Annotated in this window: 23 protein-coding genes; 8 read left to right on the forward strand and 15 right to left on the reverse strand. The window is 63.5% G+C overall.

Going from position 1 to position 25,652, the window contains the following annotated elements; all coding sequences use genetic code 11:
* Window positions 1-5: 5 nt before the first annotated feature.
* Together HDE77_RS08000 and HDE77_RS08005 are read right to left on the reverse strand one after the other, a co-directional pair.
* The gene (locus HDE77_RS08000) at window positions 6-737 is read right to left on the reverse strand and encodes a response regulator transcription factor (protein WP_184416618.1); all 732 of its coding nucleotides are present in this window, start codon (window positions 735-737) and stop codon (window positions 6-8) included.
* Window positions 738-844: 107 nt separating this feature from the next.
* Window positions 845-1,471, reverse strand: coding sequence for an arylesterase (locus HDE77_RS08005; RefSeq protein ID WP_255482591.1), 627 nt, complete (start codon window positions 1,469-1,471; stop codon window positions 845-847).
* On the opposite strand from HDE77_RS08005, the gene HDE77_RS08010 reads away from it, so the two are divergent.
* The 4 genes from HDE77_RS08010 (at window position 1,470) to HDE77_RS08025 (ending at window position 6,647) form a co-directional block, all read left to right on the forward strand.
* The gene (locus HDE77_RS08010) at window positions 1,470-2,171 is read left to right on the forward strand and encodes an ATP-binding cassette domain-containing protein (RefSeq protein ID WP_255482592.1); all 702 of its coding nucleotides are present in this window, start codon (window positions 1,470-1,472) and stop codon (window positions 2,169-2,171) included. The genes HDE77_RS08005 and HDE77_RS08010 overlap by 2 nt on opposite strands.
* On the forward strand, window positions 2,168-4,651 hold the full coding sequence (locus HDE77_RS08015) for an FtsX-like permease family protein (protein ID WP_184416620.1): 2,484 nt from the start codon (window positions 2,168-2,170) through the stop codon (window positions 4,649-4,651). The genes HDE77_RS08010 and HDE77_RS08015 overlap by 4 nt, the downstream gene beginning before the upstream one ends.
* Before the next feature lie 196 nt (window positions 4,652-4,847).
* The gene (locus HDE77_RS08020; RefSeq protein WP_184416621.1) at window positions 4,848-5,477 is read left to right on the forward strand and encodes a glutathione S-transferase family protein; all 630 of its coding nucleotides are present in this window, start codon (window positions 4,848-4,850) and stop codon (window positions 5,475-5,477) included.
* Window positions 5,478-5,504: 27 nt separating this feature from the next.
* Window positions 5,505-6,647, forward strand: a complete 1,143-nt coding sequence (locus tag HDE77_RS08025) for an SLC13 family permease (RefSeq protein WP_255482593.1) — start codon at window positions 5,505-5,507, stop codon at window positions 6,645-6,647.
* 49 nt (window positions 6,648-6,696) lie between these two features.
* Here HDE77_RS08025 and HDE77_RS08030 read toward each other — a convergent pair whose 3' ends face one another.
* The 3 genes from HDE77_RS08030 to HDE77_RS08040 all read right to left on the reverse strand — a co-directional run bounded on the left by HDE77_RS08030 (window position 6,697) and on the right by HDE77_RS08040 (window position 9,065).
* Complete coding sequence (locus tag HDE77_RS08030; protein ID WP_184416622.1) at window positions 6,697-7,470, reverse strand: DUF4097 family beta strand repeat-containing protein; 774 nt, start codon at window positions 7,468-7,470, stop codon at window positions 6,697-6,699.
* 304 nt (window positions 7,471-7,774) lie between these two features.
* A complete protein-coding gene (gene tssJ, locus HDE77_RS08035) occupies window positions 7,775-8,383 on the reverse strand; it encodes a type VI secretion system lipoprotein TssJ (RefSeq protein WP_184416623.1) in 609 nt (202 codons plus the stop codon).
* Window positions 8,384-8,417: 34 nt separating this feature from the next.
* Complete coding sequence (locus HDE77_RS08040) at window positions 8,418-9,065, reverse strand: type VI secretion system baseplate subunit TssG (RefSeq protein ID WP_184416694.1); 648 nt, start codon at window positions 9,063-9,065, stop codon at window positions 8,418-8,420.
* Between HDE77_RS08040 and HDE77_RS20715 the strand changes: the two genes are divergently transcribed.
* Window positions 9,064-9,618, forward strand: a complete 555-nt coding sequence (locus HDE77_RS20715; protein WP_343206079.1) for an AAA family ATPase — start codon at window positions 9,064-9,066, stop codon at window positions 9,616-9,618. The two genes, HDE77_RS08040 and HDE77_RS20715, sit on opposite strands and share 2 nt — an antisense overlap.
* The gene (gene tssE, locus HDE77_RS08050) at window positions 9,615-10,049 is read left to right on the forward strand and encodes a type VI secretion system baseplate subunit TssE (protein WP_184416625.1); all 435 of its coding nucleotides are present in this window, start codon (window positions 9,615-9,617) and stop codon (window positions 10,047-10,049) included. The genes HDE77_RS20715 and tssE overlap by 4 nt, the downstream gene beginning before the upstream one ends.
* Before the next feature lie 73 nt (window positions 10,050-10,122).
* On the opposite strand, the gene HDE77_RS20460 is transcribed toward tssE, so the two are convergent.
* The 6 genes from HDE77_RS20460 to HDE77_RS08075 all read right to left on the reverse strand — a co-directional run bounded on the left by HDE77_RS20460 (window position 10,123) and on the right by HDE77_RS08075 (window position 14,210).
* On the reverse strand, window positions 10,123-10,251 hold the full coding sequence (locus HDE77_RS20460; protein ID WP_255482594.1) for a hypothetical protein: 129 nt from the start codon (window positions 10,249-10,251) through the stop codon (window positions 10,123-10,125).
* A gap of 37 nt (window positions 10,252-10,288) precedes the next feature.
* Entirely contained in the window at window positions 10,289-11,101 is an 813-nt protein-coding gene (mazG, locus tag HDE77_RS08055; protein WP_184416626.1) for a nucleoside triphosphate pyrophosphohydrolase, read from the reverse strand.
* A 93-nt stretch (window positions 11,102-11,194) separates the two neighbouring features.
* Window positions 11,195-12,010: a 3'(2'),5'-bisphosphate nucleotidase CysQ gene (gene cysQ / locus HDE77_RS08060; protein WP_184416627.1), complete on the reverse strand. Its 816-nt coding sequence runs from the start codon at window positions 12,008-12,010 to the stop codon at window positions 11,195-11,197.
* A gap of 8 nt (window positions 12,011-12,018) precedes the next feature.
* Window positions 12,019-12,576 (reverse strand): ADP compounds hydrolase NudE, encoded by a 558-nt coding sequence (gene nudE / locus HDE77_RS08065; RefSeq protein ID WP_184416628.1) that lies wholly within the window; start codon window positions 12,574-12,576, stop codon window positions 12,019-12,021.
* Window positions 12,577-12,615: 39 nt separating this feature from the next.
* On the reverse strand, window positions 12,616-13,410 hold the full coding sequence (locus HDE77_RS08070; RefSeq protein WP_184416629.1) for an inositol monophosphatase family protein: 795 nt from the start codon (window positions 13,408-13,410) through the stop codon (window positions 12,616-12,618).
* Complete coding sequence (locus HDE77_RS08075) at window positions 13,407-14,210, reverse strand: type II secretion system protein N (protein ID WP_184416630.1); 804 nt, start codon at window positions 14,208-14,210, stop codon at window positions 13,407-13,409. Before HDE77_RS08075 ends, HDE77_RS08070 begins: the two co-directional genes overlap by 4 nt.
* 177 nt (window positions 14,211-14,387) lie before the next feature.
* On the opposite strand from HDE77_RS08075, the gene HDE77_RS08080 reads away from it, so the two are divergent.
* On the forward strand, window positions 14,388-15,752 hold the full coding sequence (locus HDE77_RS08080; protein WP_184416631.1) for an adenosylmethionine--8-amino-7-oxononanoate transaminase: 1,365 nt from the start codon (window positions 14,388-14,390) through the stop codon (window positions 15,750-15,752).
* 63 nt (window positions 15,753-15,815) lie between these two features.
* On the opposite strand, the gene HDE77_RS08085 is transcribed toward HDE77_RS08080, so the two are convergent.
* Window positions 15,816-16,133: a hypothetical protein gene (locus tag HDE77_RS08085; protein WP_184416632.1), complete on the reverse strand. Its 318-nt coding sequence runs from the start codon at window positions 16,131-16,133 to the stop codon at window positions 15,816-15,818.
* Between the two features lie 176 nt (window positions 16,134-16,309).
* On the opposite strand from HDE77_RS08085, the gene HDE77_RS08090 reads away from it, so the two are divergent.
* Window positions 16,310-17,044: a 16S rRNA (uracil(1498)-N(3))-methyltransferase gene (locus HDE77_RS08090; protein WP_184416633.1), complete on the forward strand. Its 735-nt coding sequence runs from the start codon at window positions 16,310-16,312 to the stop codon at window positions 17,042-17,044.
* Between the two features lie 25 nt (window positions 17,045-17,069).
* Here HDE77_RS08090 and HDE77_RS08095 read toward each other — a convergent pair whose 3' ends face one another.
* The 3 genes from HDE77_RS08095 to HDE77_RS08105 are packed head-to-tail and all read right to left on the reverse strand — an operon-like array spanning window position 17,070 to window position 25,652.
* Window positions 17,070-17,594 (reverse strand): chemotaxis protein CheW, encoded by a 525-nt coding sequence (locus HDE77_RS08095; protein WP_184416634.1) that lies wholly within the window; start codon window positions 17,592-17,594, stop codon window positions 17,070-17,072.
* Window positions 17,591-19,381 carry a chemotaxis protein CheB gene (locus HDE77_RS08100; RefSeq protein WP_184416635.1) on the reverse strand — a complete coding sequence of 597 codons (1,791 nt, stop codon included), beginning with the start codon at window positions 19,379-19,381 and terminating at the stop codon, window positions 17,591-17,593. Before HDE77_RS08100 ends, HDE77_RS08095 begins: the two co-directional genes overlap by 4 nt.
* On the reverse strand, window positions 19,374-25,652 hold the full coding sequence (locus HDE77_RS08105) for an Hpt domain-containing protein (RefSeq protein WP_184416636.1): 6,279 nt from the start codon (window positions 25,650-25,652) through the stop codon (window positions 19,374-19,376). The genes HDE77_RS08100 and HDE77_RS08105 overlap by 8 nt, the downstream gene beginning before the upstream one ends.

Consider the following 25,652-nt stretch of genomic DNA (forward strand, 5'->3'; position numbering starts at 1 on the left):
CCGTCTCAAATCGTCTGGGCGGTGGTTGCCACCTCTGATTCAAGATCCGCGAGGCGATAACCGGCTGAATGGATGGTGTGTAGCAGGGGCCGTGCGAAGGGTTTGTCTATGACTCGGCGCAGGTTGTACAGATGCGAGCGCAAGGTATCGGAGTCGGGCAGCGTATCGCCCCAGATCTCGCGTTCGATGTCACGCCGGCTGACGACGCGCGGCGATTCGCGCATCAGGATCGCCAGCAGCTTCAGGCCGATCGGCGACACCACCAGTTCCTGGCCCTCACGGGTCAGCCGCAGTGTCGCGGTATCGAGGGTCATGTCGCCTACCGTGAGCACTTCCGTGGAGACCTGGCGGCGATCGCGACGGATCAGGGCGCGCAATCGCGCCTCCAGCTCACGCACTTCGAACGGCTTGACCAGGTAGTCGTCGGCGCCCGCTTCGAGGCCCACCAGCTTGTCTTCCAGGGTGTCGCGCGCCGTCAGCATCAACACCGGGGTCGATTTCTTCGCTTCCTTGCGCAGCTTGCGACAAACTTCCAGCCCGTCCAGGCCCGGCAGCATCAGATCCAGCACCATCACGTCGTAGCTGTTGGATACCGCCAGGTGCAGGCCGCTGACGCCGTCGGCGGCGTAGTCGACCGAGTAGCCGCGGCGCTCGAGAAACTCACCGACCATTTCGGCGATCTGGCGATTGTCCTCAACCAGCAGAATCAGTCCCGCTTGCTCGTCATGTACGGTCATGTCGTCCTCGCTTGCTTGGCTTCACAAATGTGAAGAGCTAACCGTTTAGGGGGTGAGCACAGCGTGAAAGGCGCGCAAGTCATTCAGAATGCGTTCGATTTTTACCGTCAGTGCAAGAGTGGTTGCAGCTGATTCCAGACCGTTTCCAGCACTTTCGGCTCCGCGCTGGCCACCGGATGCAGCCCATCTTCCTGCATCAGCGCGGGATTGAGGGCCACGCCATCGAGCAGGAAGGGCACCAGCGAGGTGTGCTTGGTTCGGGCCAGATCCGCATAGATCGCCCGCAGGCCATCGCGATACTGCGGGCCGTAGTTCACCGGCAGTTCGATGCCAACCAGCAACACGCTGACCTTCGCCTGCTGCGCCGCATCGATCATGGCCACCAGGTTGTCGTGCAACAGCGGCAACGGCAGTCCACGCAAGCCGTCATTGGCACCCAGTTCAAGCACCAGCACGGCCGGGTGGTACTTCTGCAGCAGCGCCGGCAGGCGGTTGCGACCGCTCAGCGATGTTTCGCCACTGATGCTGGCATTGACCGCGGTCCACATCGGCACCATCTTGCCTAAACGCGCATCCAGCAGCGATACCCAGCCGGACTCGACCGGTATGTTGTGCGCGGCGGACAACGAATCACCCAGCACCAGGACAGTTTTCGGCGTTTCCGCCATGGCAGTGCCGATGCCACACCAAAGTATCAAGCCGCTCCACATCAACCAGCCAAGGCATCGACGCATGAGTGATTCTTCCCGTCTTCTTCTCGAGGCCTGCGATGTTAGCAAGTCGGTCAGCGGCCCCGAGGGAAGACTCGACATCCTGTACAACGTCAGCCTGCAGATTCGTTCGGGCGAGAGCTTCGCCATCGTGGGAGCCTCCGGCTCCGGCAAGACCACCCTGCTCGGCCTGCTGGCCGGACTGGACACTCCCGACACCGGCAGCATCCAGCTCGATGGCCACGCGCTGGAAAAACTCGACGAAGAAGCGCGGGCAGACCTGCGTCGTCAGTTGGTAGGTTTCGTGTTCCAGTCGTTCCACCTGCTGCCCGCGCTCACCGCCGAGGAAAACGTGATGCTGCCGCTGGAGCTGGAAGGCAGCAGTGCCGCCCGGCCTCGCGCCCGTGCTGCGCTCGAAGCGGTGGGCCTGGGTGCGCGGCGGCGGCACTATCCGGCGCAGCTGTCCGGCGGCGAGCAACAACGCGTGGCGATTGCCCGCGCGTTCGTACACGGCCCGCGTGTGCTGTTTGCCGATGAACCCACCGGCAACCTCGACCAGCGCACAGGCCATCACGTGTGCGACTTGCTGTTTGCACTCAACCGCGACCACCGCACCACGCTCGTGCTGGTTACCCACGATGCAGCACTGGCCGCGCGCTGCGATCGTCGCATCGAGCTGGAAGAAGGTCGCGTCGTACCGCCCGCCACGGGCACGCAGGCATGAAGCTGCTGCTGCTCGCTCTGCGCAGCCTGCGTCGCGAATGGCACTTGCCGGAGTTGCGCACCTTGGCCGCCTCGCTGCTACTGGCGGTGGTCGCGCTCGGTGTGGTTGCCACCCTCGCCGCGCGGACCGAGCACGGCGTGCTGGCCAGCACCGCCGAACTGATCGGTGGCGACGTGGGCATCGCCTCGCCGCAAACCTTGCCGGACTCATTTGCCGCCGAGGCTCGCCAGCTCAATCTGAGCATGACCCATACGGCGAGTTTCCCCAGCGTGGCGTTCGCACACGAACAAACCCAGTTGCTCGACGTGCTGGCCGGCGATCAACACTACCCGCTGCGCGGCACTCTGGAATTGGGCAACGCGACGAGTCGCTCGTACAACGGCCGCGCGCCGGCCGCGGGCCAGGTCTATCTCGATCATCGCGCGCTGGTTGCCCTGAATCTCAAGATTGGCCAGCAAGTGCAGGTGGGCGGCCGCGAGCTGACCATCGCCGCCGAACTGCTGCGCGAGCCGGACGGCGGCGAACTGTTCGCCATGGCACCCCGCGCGATGATGAGCCTGACCGACGCCGAACAGGCCGGGCTGCTCGGCGTTGGCAGCCGCGCGCGGCATAGCCTGCTGCTGGCCGGCGCGCCTGCGGCGGTACAGGGCTGGCGCGACTGGGTGGAGTCGACTGCGCTGCCGCAAGGGGCTGAGCTGATCACGCCGGAACAAGTGCAGGAGCGCATGCGCACGGCGTTTGATCGGGCGGGCGCGTTTTTGCGTCTTACGGCCTTACTGTCGGCCCTGCTGGCCGGCGTCGCGATTGCGCTGGCCGCGCAGCGCTACGCGCGGCGCAAGACCTCCGAGGTGGCGCTGCTGCGTGCGCTTGGTACGTCGCGACGGCGAGTGCTGGGTCTGCTGCTTGGCACCCTCGGTGCGCTCGCCCTGCCTGCCGTGGTGCTCGGTCTATTGCTGGCTCTGGGCCTGTCGCAGCTCGCATGGGTGTTTGCCAGTCAGTTGTTCGGTAGCGTGCCGACGGCACTGCCGCTGGCGCCGTCATTCGCCGCTGCAGCGATGGGCGTCGCTGTGCTCGTGGGCTTCGCGTTGCCGCCGCTGGTGCGATTGGCAGAGGTACCGCCTGTTGCGGTGTTCCGTCAGAGCGTCACGCGACGCATGCGCCGTTTCGACGCGTTGTATCTGATCCCGGTGTTGGTGGCTCTGGGACTGATCTGGAGCCAGAGCGACTCGCTGAAGCTGGCCGGTATTCTCGCCGCCAGCCTGTTCGGCGTGGCGGTGGTGGCGGCCTTGCTTGCTGCTCTATTGCTATGGGTTGCTCGGCGCGTGGCACCCGGGGCGCACCCTGCGCTGCGTCTGGGGCTGGCGGCGCTGGCGCGGCGACGTACCCTGAGCCTGATCCAGGCCACCGCGCTCAGCATTGGCTTGTGCGCGCTACTGCTGCTGGCGATCGTCGCCCCTTCGCTGCTGCAGGGCTGGCGGCAGGAGCTGCCGGCGAATACGCCGAACTGGTTCGCGTTGAACCTGCAGGACGATCAACGTGCAGGTTTTGAAAAAACGTTGGCAGCGATCGACGGCCAGCAACTCAACATGTTGCCGCTGGCCGTTGGGAAACTCACCGCCATCAATGGTCGACCGATCGACCAGATCGCCTTCAAGGACGAACGTGCAAAGGACTGGACCGACCGCCAACTGCGACTGTCCTGGGCGAGCAGCCTGCCACCAGCAAATCAGGTCATCGCCGGGCAATGGGCCGGAGCAAACGCAGCGCAAGCCGAGGTGTCGATCGACACCATGTGGCGTGACATATTCGGCTTGAAGCTGGGCGATACCCTAAGCCTGGATATCGGCGAAGGCAGCGTCAATGCGAAGGTCAGCAGCATCCGCAAAGTCGACTGGAGTTCGTTCCGGGTCAACTTTTTCCTGCTGCTCGATGCGGCCCATGCCAGCGACTTGCCGCATACCTGGCTGGCCAGTTTCTACCTGCCGCGCAGCCATGCCACGCAGCTGGCGCAACTGTCACGCGATTACTCCAACCTAAGCCTGATCGACGTCGACTCGCTGCTCGACCGCGTACGCGAGATCGTCGATCGCGTCGGCAATGCCGTGCGCTGGATTCTCGGTTTCAGCCTGCTTGCGGGTGCGCTGGTGCTGGCCGCCGCACTCGCCGCCAGCGCGGCCGAGCGACGCCACGAAGCGGCGCTGCTGCGCACGCTCGGCGCACGCCGCAATCAACTGCGTGTCGCCGCCGCCTGCGAATTTGCCCTGCTCGGCCTGATCGCCGGCCTCACCGCCGCGCTCGGCGCCGCCGGCGCCGGGGTGTGGCTCGGCCACTCGGTCTTCCATATCGACGGCTTCGTGCCGCCGCTGTGGCCGCTCGCATTCGCTGCGCTCGGCGCTGCGTTTGTGGTGATGTTGCTGGGACTGGCGGGGACACGGAAGGTGACGCGCACCTCGCCAATGCGGCTGTTGCGGGAAGGTTAGTATTCCTTAGACCTGCCCCCTCCCCTGCTCGCAGGGGAGGGTTGGGGTGGGGTCGCTCTTCGCCAAGAAGATCAAAAGCCCAATCCCCTCCCAACCTCCCCCTGCAAGCAGGGGGAGGAGCGAAACGGCTTGCGGGGAGCTGGAAGTTATAGTTCATTGCAATCTTTGGTCTCTCATCCGCGAGCGCAGGCCCACCATGTACACCCTCTACTACTCACCCGGCACCGCCAGCATGGTGGTGCATCTGGCCCTGCTGGAAATCGGTGCGCCGCATGAACTGCGATTGATCGATATCGATACGCAGGCGCAACACGACCCCGAGTACCGGAAGCTGAATCCACGCGGCGTCGTTCCAACGCTGGTGATCGACGGCCGGCCATTGTCGGAATCGGCGGCGTTGCTGATGGTGCTGGCCGACCGTCACCCGGAATCCAAGCTGGCCCCGCCGCCGGGCACGCCCGAGCGCGAAACGTGGCAGCAGTGGGTCGTCTATCTCAGCAATACGCTGATGTCGACGTATCGCTTCTGGTTCTATCCACCGGAGCTTGGTGCAGCGGAGCACACGCCTGAAGTCCACGCCGCCTTGCAACGCAAGATCGAAGGCGTGTGGGATCTGCTCGACGCACAACTCACCGCGAACGGGCCGTACCTTCTCGGCAAGGAGTTCTCCGGCGCCGACCTGCTGCTGGGCATGCTGATGCGCTGGTCGCGCAACATGCCACGTCCGGTGACCGAATGGCCCGCACTGAAGCGGCTGGCCGATCTGGTACGCGCGCGACCGAGCTGGCAGAAGCTGTACGAGATCGAAGGACTCAGCGGGTGGTGATCGGCATGCCGGGTGGGATGCCGACGCATGAGTGATGCGAAGGCAACATCCGAAGCGCCCTCGTCGTGGATGCAAAAGCTGAAGGCCGAATGGCTGTTGCTGCTGTTCGCTTTATTGACCATCGCACTGGCCCTGTTCGACCCGCAATCGCTGGCGAAGTATCAGCACTGGTTGCAGTTACCGACACTGGCCGGCTTGATGGGCTTGCTGATCGCGATCCAGGGCATCCGCGACAGTGGCCTGGTGCAGCACGCAGCGGTCGCCGTCGTGGCGCGCGCCCATTCGTTGCGCAGTCTTGGACTGCTGCTGGTGACGGCGACGGCACTGTTGTCGATGGTGCTGACGAACGACGTGAGCCTGTTTCTGATCGTGCCGCTGACGGTGGCGATCGGCAGCATGTCGAACCTGCCGGTATTGCGCATGGTGGTGCTGGAGGCGCTGGCAGTGAACGCGGGCTCCACGCTGAGCCCGATCGGCAACCCACAGAATCTACTGCTATGGCAGCACTCGCAGTTGCCGTTCCTGCATTTCACCCTGGCAATGCTGCCGGCCGCAGCCGTGATGTTTGCGCTGGTGGCGACGTTTACATGGCTATGGTTGCCACGCGATCGGATCGAACTGGCGCCGGACAAGATCGATGGCCAGGTGACCTCCCGCCGGCTCGGCGCATGGTCGATGGCCGCGTTGCTGGCCATGGTGCTGCTGATGGAATATCACCAAGCACCGCTGGGCTCCGTATTGATGCTCGTGCTGTTTGCGCTGCTGGCGCGATCGAGCCTGGCGCGGATCGACTGGTTGCTGCTGCTCACATTCGCAGCGATTTTCCTGGGACTGGGCCACTTCGCCGAACTGCCGCTAGTGCGGCATGCGCTTGACCAAGTTGATTTCACTCGGCCGCTGACTTTGTATGCCAGCGGCATCGTTGCCTCGCAACTGATCAGCAATGTACCGGCGACGGTGCTGCTGCTCGACCGCACGTCCAACGCGATCGCGCTGGCGGTCGCGGTGAACGTGGGCGGCTTCGGCTTGGCGATCGGTTCGCTGGCCAATCTGATCGCACTGCGTCTGGCGAATCAGCCGCGTGGTTTGCGGCAGCTGCAGCTGGTGTCGATCCCGTTCCTGCTGGTGTGCGCGCCACTGGTCTATCTGGCCTGGCGCTGGCTGGGCTGAGATCACCAGCGTCCTCCCTTGCCTGACATGGAAGGACGCTCACCCCACATCAATCGTCATTATCCTTCGGCACGCTGACCTTGCCCCTGACGCCCGAATGATTGACGTCGCCGCTGCCCTTGGCACCCAGCGTGAAATCACCCGAAACATCGCTAACGGTGAAGTCGCCGGAACCCAGCGTGTCGGCATGCACGCCGCCGCCCACCTTGCGCAGCACGACATCGCCCGAGCCCACGCTGCCAACCTTGGCGTCGCCCCGGATGCCCTCGGCCTTGAAATCACCCGAGCCCACCGAACCCAGCTCCAGAATGCCAATGTCGTGCGCATCGATGTCGCCCGAACCGACGCTGGCGCCGAACTTGCCGGACACCTGCCGGACATGCAGATCGCCTGAACCAACGACGCTTTGCAGCTGCTGCAGTCCACTGACGTCGGCATCACCGGAACCCACGCTCAACGTTACCGGGACATTCGGCGGCAGCTGCACGTTGACGTCGAGATAGGCATAGGAGCCACCAAACAGATTGAACGTGAAATGATTTTCGCCACCGATATCAATCAGCAGCTGATCGCCATCGCGCCGCTGAGTGACCGTCAGGTGGTCCAGAGTTTTGCTGTCCGAAGCGCAGGCACGGCCGTTGAGGGTCAGTCCCTTGGCACCTTCACTACCCGTCAGATGCAGGTTCTGGCTATGCAGTTCGATCTGCACCGCCCTGACGCCAGCCAGATCAAGCTGGAGATTGCGCGGCGCCTCGAACTTGCACGGGGCGGCGAACGTGGCCAGCGGGGCAAGCAACAGAGCGGCGGTGAGAAGGCGGCGCATGGTGAACTCCTTGAATGGTCGTCTTGCCTAGGATGCAGCTGGCGCAAAAAGGGTTGCATACATCTCCCATCGGCCGCGCTCAATCTTCTGGTCGATGTGGTGCGCGCGCGATCCGGCTAACAGCACCTGCCGGAAACGAAGGGTCCGGCGGGTGGTGAACCGCTTCCCTTCCGTCGTGGCGGCTGCACGCGATACCCCCGCCATTGTCGGCGAGGCCATCACCCGGGATTAGCTTGAACTTACTGAAAATCAAACGTCGCACTGCCCACACCGTGTTGATTACCACACTGGCCCAGCAGATGACTCAGCCTGCCGGCACCACCGGCGCGGTCACCGTTGCCGACGGAGGTTTCGGCGGATTCGGCACGCTCGGCAACGGCGCACTCTGCTTGACGGGCGCCGACACTGCATCGACCACACTCAGGGTGTCCGATACTTCGATTTTCACCGGATCGGTCTTCTTCCACTGTGCCTTGGGCACCACCAGCTTCCAGGTCGATTCTTTGCCCGCATCCCGGAAGAACGCGACGATGCCGACCACCTGCGCGTCTTTGTTCATCGGCTCACTGATGCTCGCACTCGCGTCCGGGCGTAGTACAACATCCTTCGTCGCCATCAGGTCGGCTTTCAACGCGTCCCTATCCCCCGTCTGCAATTGCGTGTAACTCAGCTGTTCGAACGCCTGCGAAGTTTTCAGCTGATAGATCCGCACCACCGTCGACAACGATTGTCCGCTGCCGCTGGTGTTCAATGACGCGCGACTGACGAGATCAATATTCATCGTCTTGACCTGCGTCGTGAACGCCCACATCGCCGCATTCACCGTGCCGTCCTTCACCGCCTGCCCTGCGCCGCAACCAGTGACGGTGAGCATGGCGCAAATCATCATGCCGATTTGAAGTTGTCGCAGCATTTGAAGTAACTCCCTTGATAATCCAGTGGCCATGTCAGTGAGCTTGGTGCCGCGCATCGTCGCTGGCATCGCCATCGCCACTCCAGCGACCCAGTTGCACTCGTGTGGGCAGGCCGGTAGCGCACTGCGTTTGCGGCACTGGCAGCTGGGTCGTGTAGCTAAGACTGACCTGATCCGAATTCAGCATCTGCGCGGGCATCAAATCCGGCGCCACCAGCATTTCCAAATCCGCCCAAGCCGTAAAACCCAGATAGAACCTCAGCAGCGCCATCACCTCGCGGTGATTCGCGCGCCCGGGCATCAGCCCGAGTACGGATTCGCGCGTTTGTGGCGCGATGATGATGCGCACCGCATTGCCCCTGTCGTAAAAGCCCCGGCCCAACAGGCAGCTCTGGCCCAACGGCATGGGTTCGGATGCATCGACGGTGATCCAAACAGGGTGGAACTCTTCCACGCTGATCCGCGCATCGGGCACCGCATGCTGCAGCACACCAGCCAGCCCTTCGGCAGTGCGCGTTTTCTGGCTCGCCAGGCCCAGCATCGACAACAGCTTGCGCGCACCCACGGTCTGTCCAATAGACGGCTGACCGATGCCAAGGCCGGCGAAACTCAGCAGGTAACGCGATATCTCATCCGTTCCTCCGCTGCGAAAACCGACCGGATAACGATATTTTTTCCAAATTCGGTTTCAAGTTTTTGATCGCGGCTTTATGCGGGACGGCGAAGGCCGTGTCATCGACTTCCGTAACACGGTCATCCTGATGACGTCCAATCTTGGCAGCGAGCAGATCATCGCCGCAACGGAGGCTGCAGCCGAAGCGGGCAGCGAAGTCACCACGTCGATACTGATGGAGGCGATCCGTCCGTTGCTGGTCGAGCACTTCCAGCCGGCACTGCTGGCGCGCTTCCAGACCGTCGTGTACCGGCAACTGGCGACCGACGCGCTGGCGCTGATAGTGCGCATGAAGCTCGACAAGGTGGCTCAACGTATCAAGATCCGGTACGGCATACCTCTGGTGTGCGACGACGCGCTGGTGGCTGAACTCGTGAACGCCTGCCTGTTGCCTGACTCCGGTGCTCGCAATATCGACAGCCTGCTCGACCAGCAGATACTGCCGGTGCTGTCGCGCGAACTGCTGCTGTGTATGGCGGAGCATCAGATGCCGAAAGCGATTCGACTCGCCTGCTCACAGGAGCAGGGTATCGTGGTCGACTTCGATGACACCACCCCATGACACACGGCCGACCGGGACTGTTCGAGACGGTGACCGGGCACTTCGCAAACGGTGCGCCCGTGGGCATCTTCGATTCGCAGACGCAGGCGTTCCTGTCGGTGCAGGACAATATCCAGCGCATCCTCAACAGCCGACGCAACGGGCTTGCGCATCTTCCGGATTACGGACTCGGTGACCTGTCCGAAATCTACCGTCACCTGCCGTCATCCGCGCACAAGCTCAAGCGAGAGATCGAAACGACGCTACTCAAATACGAGCCGCGGCTGGCGTCGATCGCTATCGACATCGAGGAGACCGAGCCAGGCATGCTGCTGAGCTTCACGATGAGTTGTCATCTGCGACAGGCAGGACTGGTTCGGTTCGGCACGCACTTCACGCCCGATGGACAGACGCGACTGAAGATGCTCAAAGCCGACCACGATCGCGACTGAGCGCCGGTCAGAACACATCCTTCGGCTCGAAGAACTTGCCTTTGACACTGGAATGCTTGACGTCGCCGTTGCCCTAGCCGCCCACATCGAAATCACTCGTCACAACGCTCACGCTGAAATCGCCGGATTCAAGCATCTTGCGATGCGCGTTGCCACCAACCTTGCGTAGCACGACATCGCCCGGACCGGCGATCTTCGCCATGGGATGCCGAGTCAACCCTGAAGGCAAGTCGCCAGCCTCATGACTTGGGTTCAAGCGCCTTGGCGCGCAGCCACAGTTGTTCCTGTTCGGCCAGCGTACGTTCGCCGAATTTTGCACCATCGGTGATCGCCAGATGTTCCATCTGCCGAAAGCGGCGTTCGAATTTGGCGTTGGCGTGGCGGAGCGCTGCGGAAAAATCGACGCCGGCGTGGCGCGCCAGATTGACCACTACGAACAGCACGTCGCCGATTTCGTCCTGCAACCGACCCGGGTCGGCGCCGTCGGCGAATTCAGCGCGCACCTCCTCCACTTCTTCGGCCAGCTTGGCCAGCACGGGCTGCGGATCGGGCCAGTCGAACCCCACGCTGGCCGCGCGCTGCTGCAGCTTCAGTGCACGCTTCCATTCCGGCAGGCCCGACGAGATGCCGGCCAGTGCGCTATCGTCTGCAAGCTCGCCCTTGCCCGCGCGCTCAGCTGTCTTGATGTCTTCCCAGGCCTGCTTCTGTGCCTGCGCATCGGCATAGCGCACGTCGGCAAACACATGGGGATGGCGACGGCGCATCTTGCTGCTGATCGCGTGGGCGACGTCGGAAAAATCAAACAGCCCCGCTTCCTTCGCCATCTGCGAGTGAAACACTACCTGCAGCAGGAGATCGCCCAGCTCATCGCGCAGGTCGTCCCAGTCCCGGCGATCGATCGCGTCGGCGACTTCGTAGGCTTCCTCGATGGTATAGGCCGCAATCGAAGCAAAATCCTGCTGCACGTCCCAGGGGCAACCATCTTGGGGGTCGCGCAACCTCGCCATGATGGCGAGCAAATCGTCGAGGCTGTGCTTTGCTACGTCAGTCATGCAGCACGAAATCCCATCAGTACAGGATCACCTTCTCCCCTTTGGGAAGAAGGCCGGGATGAAGGGCCACGCTGGCGGCACCCTTCATCAAAATCAGCTCTGTGTAGCCACCCGCAACCGCCCCGCCCAATCAACGCCAGGGTCACCCACAGCGATGAATTCCGGGTTGAGCAGCGATTCGCCACGGTTGTAACTAAACGGCCGCCCCTGCAGATCGAGCACCGCGCCGCCGGCTTCCTGAAGCACGCATTGTGCGGCGGCGGTATCCCACTCGCTGGTGAGGCCGAGACGCAAATAGACGTCCGCAGCGCCGCGCGCGATCAGGCAGAACTTCAGCGACGAACCGAGTGGCACGAGCTGGTGATCAGGACCGAGCAGCGCGTTCAACATGGAATCCTGCAGGCTACCGTGCGAGCGGCTACCGGCCATCACCGGAGGCTGAGCCAACGGGCGCGCCCGGATGCGCTGCCACTCGCCTCCCACCTGCGTCTGCAACCACGCGCCCTGACCTTGCGCGGCGATGTACAACTCACCCGTGACCGGTGCCAGCACGACGCCAAGCACAGTCTGGTGATCGTCGATCAGCGCGATGTTCACGGTGAATTCGCCGTTGCGCTTGACGAACTCGCGGGTGCCGTCGAGCGGATCGACCAACCAGTAGCGCGACCAGTGCTGGCGCTCGGACCAGGCCAATGTCTTGGCCTCTTCCGACAGCACCGGCAACACGGGGTCGAGTGCGGCCAGGCCAGTCATGATGACCTGCTGGGCCGCCAGATCGGCAGCAGTCAGCGGCGAGGCATCCGCCTTGGTCTCGACCGCGAAATCACTGTGATAGATCGCCAGGATCGCATCGCCGGCCGCGCGTGCGATATCACCGATCTGCTGCGCCAAGGCAGGTGCGCTACTCATCGGCGCAGTCATGTGCGCTGAAAGCGCCCGGCGAGATATTCGCGGGCCATGAACAGCGCAGCAATCGAGCGCCCTTCGGTCACGTCGTCGCGACCGAGCAAGGTATGCAGCTCAGACATCTTCCATGGCACCACGTCGAGTTCCTCCGGCTCATCGCCGAGCAGTCGTTCCGGATATAGATCCTGCGCCAGCACCACATGGGCCATATGGGTCATGTACGACGGCGACAGTGACAGGTTGTGCAGGATCTTCAGTCGGCGTGCACCGTAGCCGATCTCTTCCTTCAACTCGCGCTCGGCGCCTTGCTCGGCCGTCTCGTCCTGATCCAGCCGACCCTTCGGCAAGCCGAGTTCATAGCGACCGACGCCGGCGCCGTATTCGCGCACCAGCAGCACGGTTTCATCATCCAGCATGGGCACGATGATCACGGCGCCCATGCCGCCGCCTTTCAGCCGCTCGTAAGTGCGGCGCTCGCCATTGGAAAACTCCAGGTCGAGCTGCTCGACATGGAGGAAGTGGCTGTTGGCGACGTCTCGCGTGGCATGGATGATGGGTGGCTTGCGCATCCGGCCATTCTAACGCGTCAACTGCAAGCACGCAGACGCCTAGCGCACCTGGCCATTGCCCAGGCGCAGGCGCTGCAGCGCCTGTCGGTGAATCGATGGTGTGCCGGCCAGCACGCTGCGGGTCTCCAGCGTGACCGGGGCGCCATCAAGCTCTGTGAACACGCCGCCGGCCTCGCGCACGATCACGGCCAGCGCGGCGATGTCGAGAATATTCACGTCCGATTCGATCACCAGATCCAGGCTGCCGCGCGCCAGCAGGTGGTAGTGACAGAAATCGCCGTAGCCGCGAATTCGATTGCTGTCGCGGATCAACGCGCCGAACGCATCCCAGCGACCATCCATGGTGAGCGTCTTGATATTGCCGCTGGAAATCGATGCCTCACCCATCAGCGCCGTGTCTGCCACCTGCACGCGCTCGCCGTCGAGCCACGCACCGCCGCCGACGCTGGCCCACATCGTTTCGCCGTAGATCGGTGCACTGGAGACGCCGAGCACCAGCTCATCGCCATCCATCAGTGCAATCTGGGTGGAAAAAAACGGCGTGCGGCGCACGAAGCTCTTGGTTCCATCGAGCGGATCGACCAACCACAACAGCCCTCCCCGCTCACCCTCGAGCCCGAACTCCTCGCCATGGATCGCCGCCTGCGGCAACGCCGCCTGCAGGATCTGCCGGATCGCGCGCTCGGCCTCGCGGTCGGCCACCGTCACCGGTGTCGCGTCCGCTTTCAGCTCCACCTCGACGCCACGCCGCCAATAATGGCGGATCACCTCGGTGGCGGCGGCGGCGGCTTCGCGTGCGGCTGCCAGAGCCGGTACGGTGATATCAGAGTTCATGGTCGCTGCTTGTCCTGGTTTGCGACTGGCATCGGCAAGCTGCCGCCCAGACCACCGCTGCGTTGAATATGCACCCGACCGTCGGCATCCGGCTGGCCCAGCCCGGCCAGCCAATGACGTAGCGCTGGGTCAGTCTGTCGGGCGCGCAGCTTCGCGTCCAGTCGCCAGCCCAGCGGACTCAGTTGGAGCTGGCCCTCGGCTTGCAGCGGGCCGTCACCGTCATCATGCAACTGCACCTCAATCACGCCACCCTGCGCTTGCGCCTGCCATTGAAGATTGCCCAGGGCCACATCGCCACTGCGCGTACGCATGGCCGCGTGCAGCCACTGCGCACGGGCATTCAGTTGCAGTGGCCAACCGCCTTGCAGCACGGCCTGATCGACCGCCAACTGCAGCTCGCCCAGTGGCTGGCCTTGCAGCAACGCGACTCGGGGAAGCAGTGAAGCCAGGTCGGCATGCACGCTCACCCCTCGCCATTGGACCTGGTTGTCCGGCAGCCGCTGCATGGCGCCGGAGAAAGTCAGGTGCGGCCCTTGAAAGTCCAGCTGCAGTTGCACCTGCCCGAGCAGCGCGCGGCGCGACAGCTGCCATTGAATTTGGCCGACAGGATTTCCCTGAGCGTTCAGTATCTGCCCGGCCCGGCCGTCCCATAGCTGGCCCTGCACCTGTTGCAGACGCAGCCCGTGCAGTTGTGGCTCGATCCAGGGCAACGCCCAGCGCGCCGGCAGGAACCACGCCAGCAAGCCCGTAACCAGGATCAGCACGCCCAGGCCAGCCAGGCTTTTTCGCAGGTAGTTCAAACGTCGATTCCCGAGCTGTCCATGGCTGGACCTGATCGTCCATTTTCCATGAGCGAACTTGAACGTGTCATTTTGAATGAAGGGGCTTGCGCGTGTCGTTTCCAATGAATGGACTTGAGCGTGTCATTCCCAATGAATGGACTTGAGCGTCCATGGCCTAGCAACGATGATAGCCGGATGAGTATTCCCGCAAGCAACAACGCCGCGCTCGCCCGACGCGACCTGAAACACCTGTGGCATCCCTGCACGCAGATGCATGATCACGAAAGCGTGCCGATGGTGCCGATCGCGCGTGGCGACGGCGCGTGGTTGATCGATGCCGACGGTCGCCGCTATCTCGATGGCATCAGCTCCTGGTGGACCAATCTGTTCGGCCACGCCAACCCGCGCATTGCGGCGGCGCTGGCCGACCAGGCGCAGACGCTGGAGCATGTGATCTTTGCCGGCTTCACGCACGAACCGGCCATCGAGCTGGCGGAGGAACTCGTCCGCATCACGCCCGCTGGACTCAATCGCGTGTTCCTGGCCGACAACGGTTCGGCAGCGATCGAAGTGGCGTTGAAGATGAGCTTCCACTACTGGCTCAATCAGGGCCACGGCGAGAAGACCCGTTTCATCGCATTGACCGGCAGCTATCACGGCGAGACGTTGGGCGCGCTTTCGGTGAGCGACGTGGCGCTGTACCGAAAGACCTACGCGCCGCTGTTGCTGACACCGTTCCTGGCGCCCTCGGCGGACACCTACGAGGGCGAGCCGGGCGAATCGCCCGAACAGATTGCCACGCGCCGCCTCGGCGAGCTGCGCACGTTGCTGGAGCGCCATGCCCACGAAACCTGCGCGATCATCGTCGAACCACTGGTGCAATGCGCCGGCGGCATGCGCATGTATCACCCCAGCTACCTGAGTGGCTTGCGCGCGCTGTGCGACGAATTTTCGGTGCATTTCATCGCTGACGAGATCGCGGTGGGCTTCGGCCGCAGCGGCACCCTGTTTGCGTGCGAGCAGGCCAACGTGAGCCCCGACTTTCTGTGCCTGTCCAAAGGACTCACCGGTGGCTTCCTGCCGCTGTCGGCAGTACTCACGACGGATGGCATCTATCAGGCGTTCTACGCGGAATACAACGCTGGCAAAGCGTTCCTGCATTCGCACAGCTATACCGGCAACCCGCTGGCCTGCCGCGTGGCGCTTGAGACACTGGCGATCTTCCGCGATGAGCCGGTACTCGAACGCAACCGCGTTCTTGCGGCGCATCTGGCGAAGAGGCTGGCGCCGCTACGCGGACATCCCCATGTCGCCGACGTGCGTCAGACTGGCATGATCGCGGCGATTGAACTGGTTGCGGACAAGACTAGCCGTCGGCCGTTCCCTGCAGCCGAACGGCGCGGCCTGCGCGTCTATCTGCATGGGCTGCAACACGGCGTGTTGCTGCGACCGCTAGGCGACATCGTGTATTTCATGCCGCCATACGTGGTGAGCGAGCAGGAAATCGACCTGCTGGTCGATACGGCGATCGTCGGCATCGAACATGCCGTAAGAAACTGAGCCTTCCTGGCTTGAGCGCCCCACTGCCGCACACGCGCGGCAGCGGGCTCAGCGACGCAGCTGTCAGTGCCCAACGCTCACGCTTGGGTCGAGCATTTGCAATGCGCGCGCGTTATTGCCGTTGGTGCCCTGACTGCGCAGCTCGTCTCCGCTGTAGCTGCGACCCGGCACCGGCAGGCATTCGCCTTTCTTCGCCGGAATCAGGCTGCCGGTGTCATGGATGCAATTACGGTCACCTGGTTTAGGGACGTGGTCTGGTGTCTTCTGACTGTCCTGACTGGTTTGGCCGCTGGTCGTGGGTACCGGGCTTTGGGCAAAGGCCATCGCACTGATACCCAGACTGGTGATCAGCGCGAGCGTAAGGATGGATAGTTTGGACATGGCGGATTACCTCGGTTGCGGCGGCATCTGGCTGCTCCATGTTGCACCCGGTGTTTGCGCGAGGCAATGCGTGACGCCAGGCCATCTCGCTGGGATTCAGCTTCCTGCTCGATCAATCGATGTCGTCCGGCAGGTGCGGCTCGGCTAAGCTTGGCTTTTGCCCTGCCAAGCGCTTCATGCGAAATATCCGTATCCATGTTGACCAGCTGCTCGCGGTCGGCGCCGAACTGCCGCTGCCGGCACAGGCGGGCGAGCATGCCACGCGGGTCCTGCGGCTGGTTGCCGGCGACCCGCTGACCCTCTTCAACGGTGACGGCTGCGACTACCCGGCCATCATCCTTGCGGTTGGCAAGCGCGAGGTCATCGTGAGGGTGGAAGCCAAGCATGCCTTGCACAACGAATCGCCCCTGTCGCTGACCCTGGCGCAAGGTGTGGCGCGCGGCGAGAAGATGGACCTGATCGTGCAAAAGGCCACCGAGCTGGGCATCGTGCGTATCGTGCCGCTGCTGACCGAGCGATCGGAAGTGAAGCTGGACGCCGGCCGGGCCGAAAAGCGGCTGCTGCACTGGCGCGCGGTGGCGGCCAGTGCCGCCGAACAGAGCGGCCGCGCGCGGTTACCGGAGATTAGCCCGGCGTTACCTTTGCCACAGTGGCTGGACAGTCTCGACGCCGATGGCGCCTTGCGCCTGGCCTTGCTGCCGCAGGCCACGCGGTCATCGCGCGACCTGCGTTTCACTACTGCCGGCGGCCTGCTGGTGGTAGGGCCTGAAGGTGGCCTGGGCGAACGAGATATCCGCGCGCTGACGGCCGCAGGTTTCGACGGACTTCGACTGGGGCCGCGCATCCTGCGCACGGAAACGGCCGGGTTGGCCGCGCTTGCAGCGCTACAGGCGCTGCACGGCGACGGCTAAGTCGCGGCCGCTCCCTGTGCCGACTTCAGCCGGTGTTGCCGGCTGGCTCGGCCGGTTCTGCCGGTTCCGGTGATTCTGTCAAATCGGCACCGAGCAAGCTGAGCAGCTCGGTTTCGATCCATTCCAGATCGGGAATCATCGCGACGTCATCGCGCACCAGGACTTTTGCACGCAAGCCCGGGGGCAGCGCAGTGCCGTCATGGGTGGGAATGATCAACTCGGCATTCAACGTGATCAGGCGCGGAAAGCCCTGCGTCACGACCGCAATGAAGGGCAATCCGGGATTGCCGCCGAGCGCTTTGAGCACGGCTACGCGCACGCTCAAGTCGGCATCGCCTTCTTCGGTGCCTGCCAGCTTGGTGAACGAAACGAGCGGCACCCGCCAGCCACGCCAGGCGATACGACCCAGCAGCCATTCCGGGGCATCGGCGACCGGTTCAGGCTTGGTCTGGGTGATGACTTCGGCGACGGTGGCGTTCGGCAACAGCAGACGCAGGTTGCCCACGGGCACCAGTACGCAGCGGATTTCACGCGGCAGCGGATCACTCATGGAAACACCTCGATCAGGCGCGCCGCCAACTCATGCGGCGTGCCGGAAAAACTGACCAATCGTTCGGCAAACAACCCACTGACCATGTCGGCGGAATGCGTCTCGGACGATGACTCTACCCATACCTGACCGCCACGATCGTGGATCGCCTGTGAACCGGCAACCGAATCGTTGGCCCGGCCGGAGAACACGACGGCCAACGCATCGCGACCAAATGCATTCGCTGCCATGGTGAGGCTTGCATCGATTGACGGAGCCGGGGTCGCACCAGCATCGCTCGGCTCAAGTTCGATACTGCCATTGCGATGAAGGCGCACCTGCAGTCCCGTCGGCACTACGAGTACCTCGCCAACGCCGGCCTGACCACCGTGCTCAGCCAGTCGCACTGGCAACGTGGAGCGCTCAGCCAGTGTTTCCACCAGCGCCTGCGCCGACTTCCCGCCCAAATGCTGGGTATGCAGAATGGTTAACCGGGAGGCAGCCGACAGCGCGCCCAGAAAGGTACAGACGGATTCGGTGCTATCGATCGCCGCACCCAACACCACAATGCGACTCAAGGCAGTTGCGCGGTCGTCAAGCACCATTTCATGGTCGGGGGCATACGCCTGCGGGGCGATCGCCTCTTCCATCGACACCAGTTGCAAACTCATTATCGGCTCGAATCCCGCAGCGGTCTGCTCGACGTCGGGCGCGAGGAAGTCAGCGGCGCTCAACTTCTCGATGCCAAACACCGTGGCGTCGGTCGCTTCCGCAGCCGCATCTGTCGCAGCAACCAGCGGAACCTCGTCATCCAGCAGTGCCCATTCATCAGGCGCGCGCGTGGTCGATGACATGCTGTCGCTCGGGATATGCGCAACAGCAGCCGCAGCGATCGTCGCAACCTCGGCATCGTCCATGGGCGACAGCTGCAGGTGATCAAGCTGGAACACACGCGACGGCGCGCTGGACGGCTCTTCACTTATTTCGTCTGCAACTGACAGCGTGCTCTCGGCGAGACCATCAAGGTGGTCAAGCCCATCCAATGCATCATCGTCGGCCCCTGCCACAGGTGCGCCGAAATTACCGTCGTGCAACGGGGGCAATTCTTCGTCATGGGCGAAACGCAGGCCAGACCCGGCACCGTACTCCTCGCCAGCGGGCAATTCGTCGGAAGCCAGCAACGCTTCCAGCTCCGCCGCCAGGCTTTCCGATTCGGCCGTGGCCGTTTGCTCGTGCTCATCAGCGTATGCGTGCACCGGCAGATCCGGCTCCGGCAACGAAGATGCTTCGGCCATCGCAGGTTCCGCGACCAACGCCGCAGCAGCCACGGGTGCGGCCGCGAGACTGATTTCCACCGCAGCTACGTGCGCCGGTGCCTGCACATGGCTAGCTTCGACGGCAAGCGCTTCAATCGCTGCAGCGGGCTGCGTCTCGATGTGGCGAGCGTTCTCAGGGCGTGGCGGGTCGATGTCGCCTGCCGCCAGCACCTTCACTGCCAGGTGACGGGCCCAACGTGCGCGATCCCATCCCACCAACGCTCGGCTGGCCTGCGCATCGTTGAAAACAATCCGCGGCCGTTTGTCACTGTCGATCGCTTCGTACAGCTGATCGAGCGCATCGTCGGCAGCATTGTCCAGATTGACTACCACGACTTCAGCGCCCGATTTCTGCAGCAGTTCCCGGCTGAGACTGGACACTCCACCCTCGTGAACAATCCGCGCGCCGCGCTCGTGCAGCGCCTCGCGCAGTTGTCCGCCCAGTTCGGTGTCGTCAAACAACAAGGCAACGGCAGGTGCCGCTTCAATCATGACTCGGCTCCAACGCACGCTGCTCCAGCACTTCACTGATCTGCGCCAGCAACTCGGCCTCCTGATAGGGCTTGCCGAGGTAACGGTCGACGCCAAGGTCGAACGCCCGCTGGCGATGTTTATCGCCGCTGCGCGAGGTGATCATGATGATCGGCACATTGCGCAGTCGAGGATCGGCCTTCATGTGGGCGGCCAGTTCGTAGCCATCCATACGCGGCATCTCGATGTCCAGCAGCATCAGATCCGGCACGCGTTCGTGCAATTTCTCCACCGCATCGACACCGTCTTTGGCCGTGCTGACTTCGTATTCGTGACGCTCCAGCACACGGCCGGTGACCTTGCGCATGGTGATCGAATCGTCCACCACCATCACCAGCGGCCGTACCCGCGTCTCTTCGATGATCGGCGCCTGTACCGCGCTCAGCCCATCGGACAGACGCTGCAGGCGACGCGTGATGCCATGACGAACCAGCGGTGCCAGATCCAGAATGATCAGCACCGAACCGTCGCCCATGATCGTCGCGCCGAGCAGACCGGGTACCGAGCTGATCTGCGGGCCGACCGACTTGACCACGATTTCGCGTGAGCCAAGCACCGCGTCGATACGAATCGCCGCGCGCAAATCACCCGCGCGGGTCAGCAGCAACGGCTGCTGCTCGCCTTCGGCCGGCAGGCCTGGCGGAAGGCCCAGCAGCTCGGCGAGGTCATGGATGCCGTACTGTTCGTTGCCGTACTGGAACGAAGGTTCGTCCTCGGCCAGCCGCGCGGCCAGATCGTCTTGGTCGACCCGTGCCACACCCTGTACCGACGTCATCGGGATCGCAAACGTGGCCTCGCCGATGCGCACCAGGATCGCCTGGGTCACCGCGAGGGTGAACGGCAGGCGCAGCACGAAGACGCTGCCCTTGTTCGCTTCGGACTCGATCGAGAGTGAGCCGCCAAGCTGCTTGATCTCGTTCGCCACCACGTCCATGCCGACGCCGCGACCGGCCAGCTGAGTGATCTTGCTGGCGGTAGAGAAGCCCGGCTGGGTGATCAACGAAAGCAGCTGGTTATCGGTCGGCTTGATGTTGGCCCGCAGCAGTCCGCGCTCGATGCCGCGCTTGCGGATCGCCTCGCGATCCAGCCCGCGGCCGTCATCACTGACCCGGATTACCACCTCGGTAGCTTCGCGCGCGACCTGGATATGCACCGAGCCTTCGGCTGGCTTTCCGGCCTTGCGACGCTCGGCCGGGGTTTCAATGCCATGCGCAATCGCGTTGCGCAGCATGTGCTCGAACGGTGCCTTGATGCGGTCGAGCAGGTTGCGATCCATTTCGCCGTGCGCACCGTCCACATACAACTGGGCGTGCTTACCTTGTTCCTGCGCCGCCTGACGGAGCGTGCGGCGCAGATTGGGCACCATCGTGTCGAACGGCAGCATGCGCGTGCGCAGCAGACCATCCTGCAACTCGGTACTGACGCGTGACTGCTGGATCAGCAGGGTCTCGGCCTGCCGGGTCAGTTCGTCGAGCATGTTCTGGATGGACACCAGATCGGAGACCGACTCGGCCAGTGCACGTGAATACTGCTGCAGCTGCGAGTAACGATCGAGCTCGAGCGGATCGAACGCGGTCAGTCCCGCTTCGCGATGCTCGCGCTGGAAGCGCGCGATGATCTGTGCCTCGGTCTCGATCTCCAGCATGCGCAGCTGGCTGCGCAAACGTGCCACGGTCTGCTCGAGTTCCACCAGGTTGAAGCGATAACCAGCGACCTGCTGTTCCAGTCGCGAACGGTAGATCGCCACTTCGCCTGCATGGTTGACCAGATTGTCGAGCAGGTCGGCGCGAACACGGATCTGCTCCTGCGAGGAGCGGACCTCTTCCTCCATCTCCGGCAACAGTTCGGGCAGGTCGAGTGTGGAAGCACTCGGCACCACAGGTTGCGGCGTCGAGCGCACCAGTTTCAGGGTTGGCATGGCAACGGCGGCCAATGCCTCATCGTCAGCCAGTGTCGTTTCGCCAGCCAGTGCCAGCAGGCGATCGATCGTGGCCTGCGGATATTCGGTTGTCTCGCCTTGCGACACATGCTGTACCAAGGCATGCATCTGATCGAACGCCGCTTCCAGTGCTGCGATCAGCGGGCCGGTCTTGGTTGCGTAGCGAGCCGGCTTTTCGAGCAAGGTCTCAATGGCGTGGGCGAGATCACCCACTCCCATCAACCCCGCAATTCGCGCGCCGCCCTTGAGCGTATGCAGATCGCGCTGCAGCTCGGCCACATGCTTCAGTTCTGTCGGATCGTCGTGCCATTGCGCGAGCACGCCATCGGCGTGATCGAGAATTTCACGCGCCTCGTCGATAAACACTTCAAGCAGGTCGGCGTCGATGTGGCCCGACCCACCCTGGGCAAGGACATGCTCCGACGCAGAGGCCGTTTTGCTTTCTTCATCCGACTCGCGACTGGCAGCGGCTTGTTCGGCTTCAGCGTGTTCCGCTGCGGCCTGCTCCGCTGCATCGTGCTCTGCTGCGGCCTGCTCCGCTGCATCGTGCTCTGCTGCGGCCTGCTCCGCTGCAGCGTGCTCTGCTGCAGCTTGTTCTGCTGCAGCTTGTTCTGCTGCAGCGTGTTCTGCTGCAGCGTGCTCTGCCGCCGCGTGTTCTGCCGCGGCATGTTCCGCCGCGGCCTGCTCGGCTGCGGCGGCCTCAGCTGCTGCGTGCTCTGCTGCTGCGTGGTCAGCTGCCGCTTGTGCAGCTGCGGCCTGCTCTGCGGCAGCTTGTTCAGCGGCTGCCTGCTCCGCCGCTGCCTGCTCCGCTGCCGCTTTCTCGGCAGCCGCTTCTTCGGCCGCCATTCGTTCGATCGCCGCGTGTTCTGCGGCAGCCTGCTCGGCAGCGGCCTGCTCAGCCGCCGCTTGTTCGGCAGCGGCTTGGTCGGCCGCAGCTTTCTCGATGGCCAGTTGTTGTGCGGCCGCTTGTTCGCTCACTGCGGCATCGTGATCAAATGCGTCCAATGCCTCAAACAGTTCAGCCGCAACTGCCGCATGATGCGCATCGTCCGGATGAGCCGCGATTACGTCGTCCGCTTCCAACGACGCCTCGTCTTGCGTCTCTTCGGCGTGCACACCAGCCGCATCGGCGATGCTGGCATCCAGCGAAGCGCCCATGGCCGCTTCTTCGTCGGCAGGCTGATCTGTCGTCGTGGCCATCGCGCCCGTCGCCGCCTCGTCCAGCTGCGGTTCGAACACGACATGCGCCACCTGCGACTCGGGGTAGCGGTCGCGCATTTCGACGATTTGTGCGGTGAGCGCGTCCGTGTCGGGCAATTGCGGCTCGGCCACGTCGAACTGGCCCATCACATGATCGACCAGGTCAGCCGCCTGACCGAGCAACCGCACGCCTTCGGACGGCAGCGGCAGATTGGCGGCACGCAGGCGCTTGAACAGTCCCTCCAGCGGCGACAACAGCTGTGTCAGCAACGGGATGTCCACCATCGCGATGGCGCCGTGCAGCGTATGCACGGCCCGCAGCAGATCTTCGCCGATCGGCAGCTCGTTGCCACTGCGCTGGATGGCGGCGCGAATGGTTTGCAGATATTGCGCAACTTCGCTGCGCAGGATTTCCAGCAGCACCGGATCCACCGGCGGCATGACCGGCCCCGATATCGCCTGTTCGTGTTCAACCGGCTCGTGCTCGGAGCCCGCCGAGTTGGCATCGGTCAAACTGGCTTCCGGAATTACATCCGCCGCCGCGCCGACGCGCGGTATGCGATGACGCACCACCCTGCGAACTGTTTCCGTAGCCGCCGACAGATAATCTTCCACGCGCGCGGGATGACCGGCGGACAGCTGCTCCGCGGTATGCATGATCGCACTGAGTGGAGCATTCGACATGCCCTCGCCCTTGAGCGCGGCGAGCAATGGAGGCAGCGCGTCGATCGCATGCCGCAGTAGCGCCTGTACGTCCTCGTCCGGCTGGATGGAACCATCCAGCACGTGGTTGAACATGTCCTCGACTTTCCACGCGAACTCGCCCAGCACGCCGGCACCGACCAGTCGGCCTGAACCCTTCAGCGTATGGAACGAACGGCGGATGCTGACCAGCGACGACATTTGCGTCGGATCGGTCAGCCAGACCTTCTCGGCCTCGCGCAGACTGTCGATTTCCTCCTGCATTTCCTCCAGGAAGATTTCGCGAATGTCGTCGTCGATACCTTCCGCATTGGCATTGAAGCTGGTGTTGGCCGCGAGGGCATCGCGTGCCGGCATCTGCTCGAATATTTCTTCTTCGACCTCGATCCAGTCGCCATCCTCATCGTTCGACCCATGGCCGGGCAGATCGCCCCGCAGCGCCAGCGGTGCGGTCGATTCGGTCTGCGTCAGCCGCAAGCCATCGAGGTTGTGGGTGGGTGGAAGGTGCGGTTCGCTGTAACCGACAAACAGGTGTCCGAGATCGCTGCCGGGGAGCAGGCTGACGGTTTCGGAAAGTTCCGGGTGCTCTTCATGCTCGATGCCGTCGCCGGCGTGAGCCGTCATGGCAGCCTCGGACGCGGCAACTGCCGGCCGCAACACTCTCTCGGACGGCAACCGCTCGGCTGGCAACGGCCAGTAGCCGAGCAGCCCGAGGCTGTGCTCAGCCACGTCGAGAATATGTTCCAGCCCGCCGCGATGTTCACGCGCCGCTTCGAGGTAGTACTCCAGCGCCGCGAGCGCATCGGCCAGATGATCCATCTGTGCGCCGCTCGGAACGCGTCGGTCATCCAGCAATTCATTGCCGATGAAACGGCCGACGCCTTCGGCCAACTCGGCCGAACGCGGTGAGGAAAGCATGCGCATGGCACCGGCGACTTCTTCCATCAGTGGCGGCGCGACAGCCAGACGGCCGTGCTCCCAACCTGATTCGACGAAGGCAACGATCGCGTCCTTCACCTTGCCGGTATTGTTGATGGCTTCATGCATCAACGCGGTGACCACGCCCAGCGCTTCGCTGCGCGGCAGTCCCTGCATCGTGGTGCCGGTATCCGCTTCGTCCTCGGAACCCAGGCTCTCGATGTGATCGTCCAGCGAAGCTTCGACGTACAACAGGGCCCCGGCTACATCGAGCAAGGTGTCCTCGTCGGGCTTGCGCATGCGGTTGGCGATCTCGTCGAGCACCCGCCGCTGTTCGATGACCAGCCGGCGCGGTACCGCCAGCGCCAGCATGCCCAGCGTGTCGCCAACGCGGTCGAGTACTTCGCTCTGTTCGCTCAGTTGCGCCGGGTCGCCGTCGCTCTGACGCAGGAACAGATCCAGCGCTTCCTTGACCCGCAGCAAATCGTCCTTCAGTGCGCGCGATACGGAATCGAGCAGCGCACGGTTGTGTCCGGACATCGAGCCACGCGCGTGTTCCAGTTCGCCGGCATCAGGTACCAGACTGTCCAGCGCATAGGTATGCCGCAGCAATTCCATCTGCGGGCTGCGCTGCTTGGCCTGGGCCACGATGTAAAGCAGTTTGCAGGCAACCGCGTCGGCATCGCTGCCGCGCAGGCTGTCTTCGCCATGCTCGATCAGCTGACGGATGCTGCGATCCACCTTGCCGATCAATTGGCGGACTTCGCCGGCATGACCCTTGATCATGCCTTGCTCGAGACCCTCCAGCACACCGGCGGCAATCCACCACAAGCGCCTGCCGTGTACGTGATAGCAACGTGCGGTGATAGCCAGCAAGGTCTTGCGCATGCCGACCAGTTGCTGCGGAACGGCTTGACCGCGGAACCAGTTCAGCAACTGCTGCTGAAAGCGCAGACGCAGATTAACCAACTCGCCACGATGCGATTCGGCATACGCAGCGCTCATCGCGGCCGGCGCCAGATCCGGCAGGAACGCATCAAGGTTGGGATGAAACATCGCCGACTCGGGCAGCGGCGGCTGCTCGCGACTGGCGCGCAAATCATTCAGCAGCGGCAACAGCACCACCGGCACATCACGATGACCGCTGGACAACCGCTCGAGATAATCGGGCAGCTGCATCAGGCCACGCATCAGGGCGGCGTAGGCTTCCTCGCGATAGGGAATGTGATCCTCGAGCAGCGCGATGGAGAGCGTCTCCATCTCCGCGGTCACCAACGCTGCGCCGTACAGCTCGACCATCCGCAAGGTGCCATGCACCTGATGCAGATGTCGCGTGCACGAACGCATGACGTCGCGATCGTCCGGATTCTCGACGTAGGACTCCAGCGCCTCGCGGGCAGTCGACAATGTCTCGTCGAGCTCCGGCTTGACCCACTGAAGAGTGGTGAAATCGATGTGATCTTGAAGTCTCAT

Origin of the sequence: Rhodanobacter sp. MP7CTX1 (genome assembly GCF_014205795.1) — a bacterium.
In the GTDB taxonomy this organism is placed as follows: domain Bacteria; phylum Pseudomonadota; class Gammaproteobacteria; order Xanthomonadales; family Rhodanobacteraceae; genus Rhodanobacter.